This window comes from Alcanivorax quisquiliarum, assembly GCF_023051175.1.
In the GTDB taxonomy this organism is placed as follows: domain Bacteria; phylum Pseudomonadota; class Gammaproteobacteria; order Pseudomonadales; family Alcanivoracaceae; genus Isoalcanivorax; species Isoalcanivorax quisquiliarum.
Genome location: NZ_JALKII010000005.1, coordinates 28,953 through 42,030, shown reverse-complemented (window position 1 = coordinate 42,030; position 13,078 = coordinate 28,953). Strand labels below are relative to the sequence as shown.

The 13,078-nt window shown below is 61.5% G+C and carries 13 protein-coding genes; 7 read left to right on the top strand and 6 right to left on the bottom strand.

What is annotated here, in order from left to right; all coding sequences use genetic code 11:
• Nucleotides 1-92 precede the first annotated feature (92 nt).
• From ispG to ndk, 5 genes are all read right to left on the bottom strand, one after another.
• Nucleotides 93-1,217, bottom strand: a complete 1,125-nt coding sequence (ispG, locus tag MU846_RS08685) for a flavodoxin-dependent (E)-4-hydroxy-3-methylbut-2-enyl-diphosphate synthase (protein WP_246951732.1) — start codon at nt 1,215-1,217, stop codon at nt 93-95.
• Between the two features lie 203 nt (nt 1,218-1,420).
• Entirely contained in the window at nt 1,421-2,242 is an 822-nt protein-coding gene (locus tag MU846_RS08680; protein WP_246951730.1) for a RodZ domain-containing protein, read from the bottom strand.
• Nucleotides 2,239-2,988, bottom strand: a complete 750-nt coding sequence (gene pilW, locus MU846_RS08675; RefSeq protein WP_246951728.1) for a type IV pilus biogenesis/stability protein PilW — start codon at nt 2,986-2,988, stop codon at nt 2,239-2,241. Before pilW ends, MU846_RS08680 begins: the two co-directional genes overlap by 4 nt.
• Nucleotides 2,989-3,050: 62 nt before the next feature.
• Nucleotides 3,051-4,217 (bottom strand): dual-specificity RNA methyltransferase RlmN, encoded by a 1,167-nt coding sequence (rlmN, locus tag MU846_RS08670; protein ID WP_246951726.1) that lies wholly within the window; start codon nt 4,215-4,217, stop codon nt 3,051-3,053.
• 22 nt (nt 4,218-4,239) lie between these two features.
• Nucleotides 4,240-4,671: a nucleoside-diphosphate kinase gene (ndk, locus tag MU846_RS08665; RefSeq protein WP_246951724.1), complete on the bottom strand. Its 432-nt coding sequence runs from the start codon at nt 4,669-4,671 to the stop codon at nt 4,240-4,242.
• A gap of 340 nt (nt 4,672-5,011) precedes the next feature.
• On the opposite strand from ndk, the gene sufB reads away from it, so the two are divergent.
• The 7 genes from sufB (at nt 5,012) to MU846_RS08630 (ending at nt 11,278) form a co-directional block, all read left to right on the top strand.
• The gene (sufB, locus tag MU846_RS08660; protein WP_246951722.1) at nt 5,012-6,454 is read left to right on the top strand and encodes a Fe-S cluster assembly protein SufB; all 1,443 of its coding nucleotides are present in this window, start codon (nt 5,012-5,014) and stop codon (nt 6,452-6,454) included.
• Between the two features lie 47 nt (nt 6,455-6,501).
• Nucleotides 6,502-7,260, top strand: a complete 759-nt coding sequence (sufC, locus tag MU846_RS08655; protein ID WP_246951719.1) for a Fe-S cluster assembly ATPase SufC — start codon at nt 6,502-6,504, stop codon at nt 7,258-7,260.
• Nucleotides 7,257-8,525 (top strand): Fe-S cluster assembly protein SufD, encoded by a 1,269-nt coding sequence (sufD, locus tag MU846_RS08650; RefSeq protein ID WP_246951717.1) that lies wholly within the window; start codon nt 7,257-7,259, stop codon nt 8,523-8,525. Before sufC ends, sufD begins: the two co-directional genes overlap by 4 nt.
• Nucleotides 8,522-9,751: an aminotransferase class V-fold PLP-dependent enzyme gene (locus tag MU846_RS08645; RefSeq protein WP_246951715.1), complete on the top strand. Its 1,230-nt coding sequence runs from the start codon at nt 8,522-8,524 to the stop codon at nt 9,749-9,751. Before sufD ends, MU846_RS08645 begins: the two co-directional genes overlap by 4 nt.
• A 49-nt stretch (nt 9,752-9,800) precedes the next feature.
• Nucleotides 9,801-10,163 carry a HesB/IscA family protein gene (locus MU846_RS08640; RefSeq protein WP_246951713.1) on the top strand — a complete coding sequence of 121 codons (363 nt, stop codon included), beginning with the start codon at nt 9,801-9,803 and terminating at the stop codon, nt 10,161-10,163.
• Nucleotides 10,163-10,732, top strand: coding sequence for a putative Fe-S cluster assembly protein SufT (sufT, locus tag MU846_RS08635; RefSeq protein WP_246951711.1), 570 nt, complete (start codon nt 10,163-10,165; stop codon nt 10,730-10,732). Before MU846_RS08640 ends, sufT begins: the two co-directional genes overlap by 1 nt.
• Before the next feature lie 87 nt (nt 10,733-10,819).
• The gene (locus MU846_RS08630) at nt 10,820-11,278 is read left to right on the top strand and encodes a SufE family protein (RefSeq protein ID WP_246951709.1); all 459 of its coding nucleotides are present in this window, start codon (nt 10,820-10,822) and stop codon (nt 11,276-11,278) included.
• Between the two features lie 8 nt (nt 11,279-11,286).
• Here the strand turns inward: MU846_RS08630 and dacB are convergent, their stop codons facing one another.
• Entirely contained in the window at nt 11,287-12,741 is a 1,455-nt protein-coding gene (gene dacB / locus MU846_RS08625) for a D-alanyl-D-alanine carboxypeptidase/D-alanyl-D-alanine endopeptidase (protein ID WP_246951707.1), read from the bottom strand.
• Between the last annotated feature and the right edge of the window lie 337 nt (nt 12,742-13,078).

Genomic DNA, 13,078 nt, shown 5'->3' with positions numbered 1-13,078 from the left:
CTGATTCTGGCCAACGTTCAAACGTTTCTGCCGATACTGAAAAACGGCCGAGGGCACGCCACACGGCGCGACACGCCCCCAGCCGCATCTGGTCAGCTTTGTTGGCTGCGAAGAATAACACCGGCCGCTTCGTCCTTGCGCATCCTTTGCACTTTTTCACGCACCATGCGTTCAAGCTCTTCGACCAGCTCCTCCTTGCGCACATGGTGGCTTTTTTCACCATCCACATACGACAGGTTGTTCGGCGTGCCACCTGTAAGGCCGATATCGGCCTCGCGGGCTTCGCCGGGGCCGTTCACCAGGCAGCCGATCACCGCCAGATCAAGCGATTCGTTGATATCTTCCAGGCGCGCCTCCAGCGCGTTGACGGTGGCGATGACATCGAAGTTCTGCCGCGAGCAGCTCGGGCAGGCAATGATGTTCACCCCTTTCTTGCGCAGGTTCAGGCTTTTCAGGATATCGAAACCCACCCGGATTTCTTCCACCGGGTCAGCCGCCAGCGAGACACGCAAGGTGTCGCCAATGCCTTCCATCAACAACATGGCCATAGCGGCGGCGGATTTGACCGTGCCCGAGCGAAACACGCCGGCCTCGGTAACGCCCAGATGCAACGGTTGCTCGATCAAGGCGGATAATTTGCGATACGCCTGCACCGTCATGAAGACGTTCGACGCTTTTACGCTGACCTTGAAATCATGGAAATCCAGGCCGGTAAGAATATCCGCGTGGCGCATGGCCGATTCCACCAGCGCATCGGAGCAGGGCTCGCCATATTTACGCTGTAGCTCTTTTTCCAGCGAGCCCGCGTTGACGCCGATACGGATGGGAATGCCGTGATCCCGAGCAGACTGGATGACGGCACGCACGCGATCATCCCGGCCGATATTACCGGGATTGATGCGCAGGCAATCCGCGCCTTCGTCGGCCACTTTCAGTGCGATTTTGTAGTCGTAATGGATGTCGGCCACCAACGGCACGCTCACCTGGCGCCGGATCTTGCCGAACGCCTCGGCCGCCTCCATGGTCGGCACGGAGACGCGCACAATATCGGCGCCCACCTGCGCCAACTGCTGGATCTGGGTGACGGTGGCCGCCACATCACAGGTTTCGGTATTGGTCATGCTCTGCACGCTGATCGGCGCATCACCGCCCACCAACACAGAACCGACCCGGATCTGCCGGGTCTTGCGACGCTTGATGTCAATCTCGGGCTGCATGTCCACAGGGGCTCTCCACGGGCTCTTCGCTGGGCTTTGCATCAGGTTCATCACCCGGCTCTCTACGCGCTGCGCGGCTCTACTATCCATACCCTAAGCTGGCTGCACCTTAAGCCGGGCTATACCGGGATACACCCGGTCTATAACGCGCTTGCACGAGGCTTGAACGCGGCTTACTACAAGAGCATAAAGCGCGCCCGTCGTTACGGCACTGTGACGCGAATGACCCGCCCCGGTGCCGCTGTCGGCAGGCTCATTGCCTCACCATTGAATTGCATTGCGGTAACGGCCGCAGCATTCCCGAGTGTCACACGAAAGGGCGCCTCGCCTTCCAGCGCCAGCTGGCTGCCAGCTCGTTGCTGGCCCTGAAACAGCGGCTCGCCGGCGGCATCGCGCACCTCGACCCAGCATTCAGCGTCGAAGGTGACGTGTAGACGATCCATCTGGGGCGCTTCCGCCACCGTCGATTCGGCAGCGTCTTCGTCCAGTGCCTGGGCACTCTCGGCGGGCGGCGCCTGCTCAAGGTTCTCCGGCAGCGGCGCAGAGGGCGCCTCCATATTGATTGGCTCCGGCAGGCCAGGTTCCTCAGCCGGCGCCGGCTGCGCTACCGGTGCCGCCATCTCCGGCAGTACCGGGCGCCCCATGGTACGGGTGCCCCACCAGGCCAGCCCGACAATCAGGGCCACGCCAAGAATGACCGTCGGCCACAACCAGGCCGGGCCGCGCTCACTGCGGGCCATCATGTGCACGGGTGAAACGAGCCGTTCTTCCTCGCGCTCCGCCAGCACGTGCTGCTGAAACTGCGCCACCAGCTCGTCCGCCGGCAGCTCCAGCAAACGCGCATAATTGCGCATGTAGCCCTTCACGAATGCCGGCTCGGGAAGCCGCCGGTAGTCGTCTGCCTCCAGAGCGCGCACGTAACTCACCGACAGATGCAGCCGCCCGGCCACATCCTGTTCAGTCAGGTGCCGGCGCAAGCGCTCGTCTCTCAAGCGCCGCCCCGGCAGATTGGTCTGCTCTGTCATCCTGCGCTCCCTGTGCCTTCTCGCCAATCGCGCCAGGCTTTGAATTCAGCGGAATCGGGATACATCTGCCGCAAGGTCAGCTCGTAGCCGGCCTGCCTGTCATGGTCGCCGCTGGCGGCAGCAAGGCGAATCCCGAGCCAGAGTGCGGCCGCCGTTTGCGGATTGGCCGCCGCCGCGTACTGCTGATAATAGCGATCAGCCAGCCGCAGGTTTCCGTCGTCCAGGTGAATCGCCGCCAGCTCCAGCAGGCTGGCACGAGGGTCGGGCACCAACCGCAGGGCGCGGTTGAACGCCTCCATCGCCTTGGCTTTCTGGCCCAGCGCAAGATAACTGCGGCCCAGGTTCTCGAAGGCCGGGCCGCGCCCGGAATAGGTGCTGTCGTTGGCGACGCGCTCGAACTCACGGGCCGCGCCGCGATAATCCCCCCGCAGATAAAGCAGAATCCCATAATTGTTACGGGCTGGCGCATAACCTTTGTCGGCGCGTAATGCCTTGCGGTAGTGGAATTCTTCGCGCTGCTGATCGCCCTCGTACTTGTACAGCAACGCCATGGCGTTGTGCGCTGCGGCGCTGTGATCATCCAGCATGATCGCCCGGGAAAGGTGCTGGCGTGCCTCGACCGGCTTGCCCAGCTGTAAATATTCCATGCCGGCAGCAACGCGATGCTGCACAGCTTCGTCCACTTTGATTTCGCGGCCACCACTGGCCACCATACAACCGGCCAGCGCCAGCGCTGCGGTCGACATCAGCAGCAGCCGTATCAGTCGCCTACCGGGGGATCGCCGCTGCCCGAACCGGAAACTCATGGCTACACTCGCGTCAGGTCGCTATCAAGGGGCGCATCCTTGCCCTCGGCCTGCCCAGTACGCAGAAATACCGTTTGTTGCCAGCGCTCGCTGCGCCGGGTGCGGTCCATCACTTCGCCCACCAGCTGGCCACAGGCGGCATCGATATCATCGCCGCGTGTGGTGCGGATGGTGGTCATCAGGCCATTGTCATTCAGGTATTTGTGGAACGCCAGCACGTCCGGCTTGGCCGGGCGCTCATAACCTGAATGCGGAAACGGATTGAACGGGATCAGATTGATCTTCACCGGCATGCGATTACGCAGCAGCTTAACTAGTTGCCGGGCATGCTCGGGCTGATCATTGACACCCTTGAGCATCACATATTCCATGGTGATGGAATTATGACGATGCTCCACCCCGTCGCTGTAGCGCTGGCAGGCCGCCAGCAGCTCCGCCAGCGGAAACTTGCGGTTCAGCGGCACCAGCTGGTCGCGCAATGCATCATTGGGAGCGTGCAGCGATATCGCCAGCGACACATCCAGATCCTGGCTGAGACGATCGATCATCGGCACCACACCGGAGGTGGAGAGGGTGATGCGGCGTTTGGAAATGCCGTAACCGAGATCGTCTTTCATGATGCGCATGGCGCGCACCACGTTGTCATAATTCAGCAGCGGCTCACCCATACCCATCATGACCACGTTGGTCACCGGGTGCTCGCCCAGATTACGGCGGGGGCCGAAGGCCTTGCTGGCCAGCCATACCTGACCAATGATCTCGGCGCTGGAAAGGTCGCGCTGAAAGCCCTGCTTGCCGGTAGAGCAGAAACTGCAATCCACCGAACAGCCCACTTGCGAAGACACACACAAGGTGCCACGGCGACCGTCGGGGATAAACACGGTCTCCACCGCGCCCCCACCATCCACCTCAAGCACCCATTTGCGCGTGCCGTCGCGAGAGATGCTCTCGTGCAGCACGATCGGCGCACGAATCTCCGCCAACTCCGAGAGCCGGGCGCGGAACGCCTTGCCAAGATCGGTCATCTGCTCGAAATCATCCACCTGATGGTGATGAATCCACTTCAGCAGCTGCTGGGCACGAAATTTCTTCTCACCGATCTCAAGGCAGAATGCCTCCATCTCGGCATAAGAGAACCCCAGCAGATTGACCTTGGCCTGTTCCGACATCACCGGCTCCTGAACAACGAGCTCAGCGAATGCGTTCGCAAAGCTCTTCGTCTTTGAAGAAATAGTTGATTTCACGCGCCGCAGACTCGGCGGAATCAGACCCGTGCACCGCGTTTTCATCGATGCTTTGAGCGAAGTCGGCACGGATAGTGCCCGCAGCAGCTTCCTTCGGGTTGGTGGCGCCCATCAGCTCACGATTTTTCAGCACTGCACCTTCACCCTCCAGCACCTGTACAACAACCGGGCCACTGGTCATGAAAGCCACCAGATCGGCAAAGAACGGGCGCTCCTTGTGCTCGGCGTAGAAGCCCTCTGCCTGCTCGCGACTGAGCTGCACCATCTTCATGGCAACCAGACGCAGGCCGGCATTTTCAAAGCGGGATTCGATCTGGCCAATCACATTCTTGGCCACAGCATCGGGCTTGATGATGGAAAGGGTACGCTCTACAGCCATCAGTCACTTAACTCCGTCAGTAACATTGTGAACAGGGGTGAATATGCTCCTCAGCGGGGCCACTGGGATCAGCCCCCCGGAACCGGCGGATTATACGCATCCGGGGCCAGATATGATACCGTTGCCGCCGCAGCTGAAGCGCCCCCGCAACCAGGGGAGCAGCAGGCATCGCACGACACGAAGCTGGTGAGCACCCGCAAACATCCACCCACCGCGCCCACCCCACCTGGACAGCGGTTTTCTTTCACGCGCCAGGTATCGTATAATACCTGACTGTTTTACTCTGGTATTCCCGAGGGCACCCAAAAGGCGCCCCGACACGACGACACAGGTCATTGCTATGAGCAGCCAAGCGGAACTGGACAAGCTGATTCACGGCGACTACGAAGCCGGCTTCATCTCCGCCATCGAGTCCGACACCCTGCCGCCCGGCCTCAATGAGGACGTGGTGCGCTTCATCTCCGAGAAAAAGGGCGAGCCCGAGTGGCTGCTCGAATGGCGTCTGGCAGCCTATCGCCGCTGGCTATCCATGCCGGTGCCGCAATGGGCGCACCTTGAGCACCCGCCGGTGGATTTCAACGAGATATCCTATTACTCGGCACCGAAGAGCATGAGCGACGGCCCGAAAAGCCTCGATGAGGTCGACCCGGAGCTGCTGCGCATCTACGAAAAGCTGGGCATCCCGCTGCATGAACAGGAAATGCTCGCGGGTGTCGCGGTGGATGCCGTGTTCGACTCTGTCTCTGTCGGCACCACCTTCAAGGCCAAACTGCTCGAAGCAGGGGTGATCTTCTGCCCGATCTCCGAAGCCGTGCACACCTATCCGGAGTTGATCAAGAAGTATCTGGGCACCGTGGTGCCGCAGGGCGACAACTACTATGCGGCGCTGAACTCGGCGGTGTTTTCGGATGGTTCATTCGTCTATATCCCCAAGGGTGTGCGCTGCCCGATGGAGCTTTCCACCTACTTCCGTATCAACGAAGCCAAGACCGGCCAGTTCGAACGCACCCTGATCGTGGCCGACGAAGGCAGCTATGTCAGCTACCTGGAAGGCTGCACCGCGCCGATGCGGGACGAGAACCAGATGCATGCGGCCGTGGTGGAGCTGGTCGCCCTGCCGGGCGCAGAGATCAAGTATTCCACCGTACAGAACTGGTATCCCGGCGACGCCGAGGGCAAGGGCGGCATCTACAACTTTGTCACCAAGCGTGGCGTGTGCCACGACGACGCCAAGATTTCCTGGACTCAAGTGGAAACCGGCTCCGCGATCACCTGGAAATACCCCAGCGTGATCCTGCGTGGGGACAACGCCATCGGCGAGTTCTATTCCGTGGCCTTGACGCGCAATCTGCAACAGGCCGATACCGGCACCAAGATGATCCACCTCGGCAAGAACACCAAGAGCACGATCATCTCCAAAGGGATTTCTGCCGGCCGCAGCAGCAACGTCTATCGCGGCCTGGTGCGCATGAGCCCACGGGCGGAAAATGCGCGCAACTTCACCCAGTGCGATTCGCTACTGCTGGGCGATCAGTGCGCCGCGCACACGTTCCCCTATATAGAAAGCCGCAACCCTTCGGCCATGATCGAGCACGAAGCGACGACCTCGAAGGTGTCCGACGATCAGATGTTCCTGTGCCGCAGCCGTGGCATCGACCCGGAGAAAGCGGTGTCGATCATCGTCAACGGCTTCTGCAAGGAAGTGTTCAAGGAGCTGCCGATGGAATTCGCCGTGGAAGCCGGCAAGCTGCTTGAAGTGAGTCTCGAAGGCGCGGTGGGCTGATCCCGCCCCGCCGTCTCTGCCAAAGATCGCAACAGGATTACACAACGATGCTGGAAATCAGGAATCTGCACGCCACCGTGGCGGGCGAGGAAATTCTCAAGGGCCTGGATCTGACCGTAAAGCCCGGAGAGGTGCACGCCATCATGGGCCCCAACGGCTCGGGCAAGAGCACCCTGACCAATCTGCTCGCCGGCCGCGAGGAATACGCTGTGGCCAGTGGCGAGGTGCTGTTCGAGGGCAAGGATGTTACCGAGCTGGAGCCTGAAGAGCGTGCCCACGCCGGTATCTACCTGGCCTTTCAGTATCCGGTGGAGATTCCCGGTGTCAGCAACCTCGAGTTTCTGAAAGCCTCTCTGGAAGCCACGCGCGCCGCGCAAGGCAAGGAGCCATGGGACGCGGTGACATTGCTGCGCCAGGCACGCGAGGCGTGCAAGCAGGTGGATCTTGATCCGCAGTTCCTCAAGCGCGGCGTCAACGAAGGCTTTTCCGGCGGCGAGAAGAAGCGCAACGAGATCATGCAAATGCTGCTGCTGGAACCGAAGCTGGCACTGCTCGACGAAACCGATTCCGGCCTCGATATTGATGCGCTGCAAGTCGTGGCGCGTGGCGTCAACTCCCTGCGCAGCCCGGACCGCGCCATTGTCATGGTCACACACTATCAGCGCCTGCTGGATTACATCGTGCCGGATTACGTGCACGTACTGGCCGACGGCCGCATTCTGAAATCCGGCGGCAAGGAGCTGGCGCTGGAGCTGGAGCAACGCGGCTATGGCTGGCTGACCGGCGAGGAGGAAGCCTCGGCATGAGCGTGACCGCCAACGAACCGCTGAACGTGCAGCTCAAGCGACAGGCCCTGGCACTCGCTCAGGCACGCCTGCGTGATGATGCGCTGACGCCGGTGCGCCGCGACGCGCTGAAGCTGCTGGAACATACCGAGTTCCCGGATCGCCGCAGTGAGCAATGGAAATACACCTCGCTACAACCGTTGAGCGCCGGCCATTTGCAACGCGAAGCCACGGGCAGCGCGCCGCTGCCGGCAGCACTGGCGGCACACCGCCTGGTGCTCGTCAACGGGCGCTATCAACCCGAGCTGTCACAGCTTCCTGAAAATGTCAGCCTGACGCGCTTTGACGGTGGCGAGGCGCTGGCCGCCGAAACCACGGATGACACACTGCGCACACCGTTCGCCTGGCTGAACAACGCCACGCTGCACGATGGCCTGCAACTCACCGTGGCCGACGATACCGTTGTCGCCGCGCCGATCGAAGTGCTGCTGCTGGCGTCGGACACCGAGGCCGCCCACTGCCACACACGGCTGCGGGTGAGCCTGGGGCGCCACAGCAAGCTGACAGTGATCGAACGCTACGCCGCCAGCGGGCCGGTGCTGACCAATGCCGTCACCGAGCTGGTGGCTGCGCCGGGCAGCAGCCTGACTCACTACCGCCTGCAAGCGGAAAATGCGGAAAGCCTGCACATCGGCACACTGGTCATCGCACCGCAGCGGGACAGCCAGGTACAAAGCTTCCAGCTGATGCAGGGCAATGCGCTACGCCGCAATGATGTGCGCGCCATTCTGGCCGAAAGCGGTGCCCAGCTGGCGCTGAATGGCATTTTTGTCGGCCGTGGCACCACCCATATCGACAACCAGATTACAGTGGAGCATCGCGCACCGCATAGCCACTCCGAGCAGCTGTACAAGGGCATGGGCGGCGATAGTGCGAAGCTGGTTTTCAACGGCCGCATTCATATTTTTGCCGGTGCCAAAGGCACCAACGCCGATCTGAGCAACAACAACCTGCTGCTCACCCCCGGCGCCGAGATCAACACCAAGCCGGAGCTGGAGATTTACAACGACGACGTCAAGTGCAGCCACGGGACTACATGTGGCCAGCTTGATGCCGGAGCGTTGTTCTACTTGCGCTCTCGTGGTGTGGAAGCGGCCGAAGCCAAACGCATGCTGGGCTTCGGTTTCGTCAATGAGCTTTTGGCAGCACTGCCGGATGAGGCGGTGGTCGAGTGGGCCCGCCCCTGGCTTGAGCAAGCGCTGACCGACGCGGAGCCTGTCGCATGAACGCCGCCCTGCCCGTGACACATCTGGAAGCGCTGCGTGCGCAGTTCCCGATTCTGGGCAGCAGCGCCTATGGCAAGCCACTCGTCTATCTGGATAACGCAGCGACGACGCAGAAGCCGCATTCGGTGATCCAGGCAATCGAGCATTACTATCTGCACACCAACAGCAATGTGCATCGTGGCGCGCATTATCTGGGAGATCTTGCCACCGCCGCGCTGGAAGGCGCGCGCGAAAAAGTGGCTGCATTTCTGAATGCGAGCCGCGAGGAAATCATCTGGACGCGGGGCACCACCGAAGGCATCAATCTGGTGGCACACAGTTTCGGCGGCAGCTATCTCAAGGCCGGCGATGAAGTGCTGATCAGCAGCCTGGAGCACCACGCCAATATCGTGCCCTGGCAACAGGTATGCCGCCGCGCTGGCGCCACGTTACGCGTGCTGCCGCTGGCGGATGATGCCTCGCTGGATACCTCGCGGCTGGATGAATTCATCACCGAGCGCACGCGCATCGTTGCTGTGGTGCATGTGTCCAACGCGCTGGGGGTCATCAACCCGATCGACGAGATCATCCGCCGGGCTCGCGCCGTCGGCGCTGCCGTGCTGATCGATGCGGCGCAGTCGGTGGCGCATTTTCCAGTCGATGTGCAGCAACTGGATTGTGATTTCCTGGTGTTCTCGGGCCATAAGCTGTTTGGCCCCACCGGCATCGGCGTGCTTTATGGCCGCCAGACGCTGCTGGATGCCATGCCGCCCTACCAGACCGGCGGTGAAATGATCGAGACGGTCAGCTTTGAAACCAGCACCTGGAATCAGCTGCCGTACAAATTCGAAGCCGGCACGCCTCATATTGCCGGCGCCGTCGGGCTGGGTGCTGCTCTGGACTGGCTCACCACGCAGGATCGAAACGCGCTACTGGCGCACGAGAACGACCTGCGCGACTATGTGACGGAGCGGGCGCGGGCGTTTCCGGGCTTGAGAATTATCGGCGACACCCCCAGTAAAGTAGCGACCCTGTCGTTTTTGCTGGATGGCACTCACCCCAACGATGTTGGCACCTTGCTGGATCAGCAGGGTGTGGCTGTGCGCACCGGGCATCATTGCACGATGCCATTGATGAATCTGCTCGGCGTTCCCGGCACGATACGGGCGTCGTTTGCACCTTATAATAGCCGTGACGATATCGACCGGCTGTTTGCCGCGCTGGAAAAAGCGGCCCGATTCTTGTGATGCGTCGCTTCAGACGAATGCATCCGTTTCAGACAACAGGAGTGATGCCATGACGGTTCAGACTTTCGTGCCCGGCACCGCCCAACAGGTCATCATGACGGCGGCGGCCCAACAACAGGCGCGCCAGGAAATCCTGCGCGAGCAGGCGCTTGGCTTGCGCCTGGCGGTAAAGCCTTCCGGCTGCTCCGGCTACAAATATGTTCTGGAGTATGTGAAACAGCCCGAGCAGAACGATCATCAGGTGGAAATCACCGACGACGTGCGGCTGTTCATCGATGCCACCAGCCTGCCACTGGTAAAGGGCACGGAGATTGATTACGTCACGGAAGGCGTCAACCGCTTTTTCCGCTTCCGCAATCCCAATTCGGAAGGTGAATGCGGCTGCGGCGAAAGCTTTTCGGTGAATGCCTGATGAGCGCACCGATCCAGACACCGGGTGACCGCGAACAACATACTGTAGTGACCTCGCGGGATGTGGTGGCGCTGCGCGTGCCAACCGGCGAACAGATCACCATCCCCGAAGGCAGTTTCGTCAACCTGCGCCAGGCATTGGGCGGCACTTTCACCGTCACCTACCAGGGCAACATGGTACGGATCGACGGCACCGATGCCGACGCCATTGCGCAGCAGCCGTTAGAGCTTGATTTCGAGCCGCCCGAAGCCGATGGGCAAGTGCGGCAGGCGGATCTTGACAGGGTGCTGGGCACCATCTTCGACCCGGAGATTCCGGTGTCGATTCTGGAGCTGGGCCTGGTATACGGCTGCGATGTCATCCGGCGCGACGGCAAGAATATCGTGCAGGTGCGCATGACTCTCACGGCGCCCACCTGCGGCATGGGGCCGGTGCTGGTCGGCGAGGTTGAGTATCGCCTGCGCCGGGTACCCAATGTGGACGCCGTGGAAGTGGCACTGGTATTCGACCCGCCGTGGAGCCGCGACATGATCAGCGAAGTCGCGCAGCTGGAGCTGGGGCTGTTCTGAGCCGCAGCCCTGCCGCTTGATCATGCGCCGCGCACCCTGTGCGGCGCGCCTTCTTCAATCAGGTTTCAATCACGCCGGTTTCTTTTCATGACCACACTGGATCTCGACAACATAGAACTTGGCCGCACCATTACCGCCGATGACGTTGTGGATGCTCTGTCGTTCTTCGACGATTGGGAGCAGCGCTACGAATACATCATCGACCTGGGACGGCAACTGCCCGCTTTCCCGGAAGAGATGAAAGATGACGCCCGCATCGTGCGCGGCTGCCAAAGCCAGGTGTGGCTCGAAACCGGCTTTGACGACGCCAGCGGCGAGCTGCGTCTGGCGGTGGACAGCGACGCGCTGATCGTGCGCGGGCTGGCTGCCATTGTGCTCGCCGCGCTGAATCGCAAGCCCCCGCAGGCGGTGGTGGCATACGACATGGAAGGCTATTTCGACAGCATTGATCTGCTCAAGCATCTGAGCCCGACACGCGGCAACGGCGTGCGCGCCATGGTCAAACGCATTCAGGACGAGGCACGTCGCAGAGCCAGCGCCGCCTAGCGCTCCGCCTAACGCTCCGATATGGTAATTGCCGCGCCCGATACCCGTAACGCCGCCAGCATTCGATCCAGCAGCGCGCTGGAAACCGGACCACCGCTGTGATTGACCAGCAGCACCACGGCCCAGGTGGTTTGCCGTTTGTCACGAGCGAAACCGGCAATCGCGCGCACGCCACGCAAGCTGCCTGTCTTGATATGGCCCTCGCCTGCCATGTCGGTATCGCGCAGCCGGCTGCGCATGGTGCCATCCATTGCCACCAGCGGCATCGAGGCGATCATCTCGGCGGCAAACGGGCTGCGCCAGGCCTGTTGCAGCATCAGCGCCAGCTGCCGCGCCGTCAGGCGCTCGATGCGCGAGAGCCCCGAGCCGTTATCCAGCACCAGCCCTTTCACCGGCACGCCTTTCAGGGCCAGCCATTCGCGTAGCACGCGTTCCGTGGCGGCGAAATCATTGGGATCGCCTGCGATGCGGTTTTGCGCACCGATGGTGAGATAAAGCTGCCGCGCCATCGGGTTATTGCTGTACTTGTTGATATCGCGCACCACCGAGACAAGATCCGGCGAGCTGGTGGTAGCCAGCAACTGCGTGCCTGCCACCAACACACCCCGGTAATGATCGCCCGTCCAGCGCCCTCCCAGGTTCTCCCATAACGCACGCAACAGCGCGCCGGTGTATTCATCCGGCGGCAGCAGTGACATATAGTGGCTCACTTCGCAGCCTGACGGCAGTGCACCGCTCACCGTCAATGTCACGCTGCCGTCTTCATCTGCCACGGGCACCCAGCTCAGGCTCCGGGCGCCGGGGCACATACCCGGCTCCGCCACACGCAATTGGTTTTCAAGGCGCAGGCTGGCGATGGCAGGCGTCGCCCACAGCTGCACTTGATCGTTTTCCGCCCGAGCACGAAGGTGGTGCAAATTGAAGTTGGTGATCATCGCATCCGGCTCGACCAGATACGGCGCATAAGGATTACCGCCGTCGTCATCAAACAGCGGCCAGGTGGCCGGCAGATAAAAGTAACTGTCGTCGAGAATCAGATCCCCGTTGATACGCTCGATGCCTTGCGCACGCAGATCACGCAGCAGCAACCACAGGCGCTCTTCTGTCAGTTTGGGGTCGCCGCCTGAAACCAGATAAAGATTACCGCGCAGGGTGTTCCCCCGTCGCTCGCCATCAGTGTAGAGGCGGGTGTGCCAACGAAAGGTCGGCCCGAGAATTTCCAGCGCCGCATAGGTAGTGACCAGCTTCATGGTCGAAGCCGGTGAAAACGGGATATCGGCATTGAAATACTGTGCCCGCCCCGGCCCGTCCAGTGGTATCGCAGCCACTGCCAGAGCAGATTCCGGCACACCAGCACGGGCCGCCGCTTTCAGCACCTCTGCGCGCCACTGGCTCACCGCCGGCTCGCCGTGCGACACAACGGACACTATTGCCAGCAGCAGGGCACAGCTCCACCGAACCAAGCTCCTCCATGGACGCAACATCCCGGCTCCAGTTTCTCAAGGCAGATCACGGGGAGGTAAAAGCGTGCGCAGCTATTGCCGCGCACATACTCGACAGCCTTGCGCGCAGCCTAACGAAAAGCGCCGGTAACGTCTGTGGGGTGCCAGCCTTCAAACTGTAAAGCTGTGATAAACCACGGCACCAGTTTCAAATCACCGCAGCGAACACAGCCGATCATGCATGGCCCGGGCCCGTACCTGGCCGCAATAACGCCGCGCAAAGCGCAGCCGCCAAAGTATCAAGCAAGCAGCGCCGCACGAACACAGCACCAGGGGGCACATGACGTGGGTCGTCTTG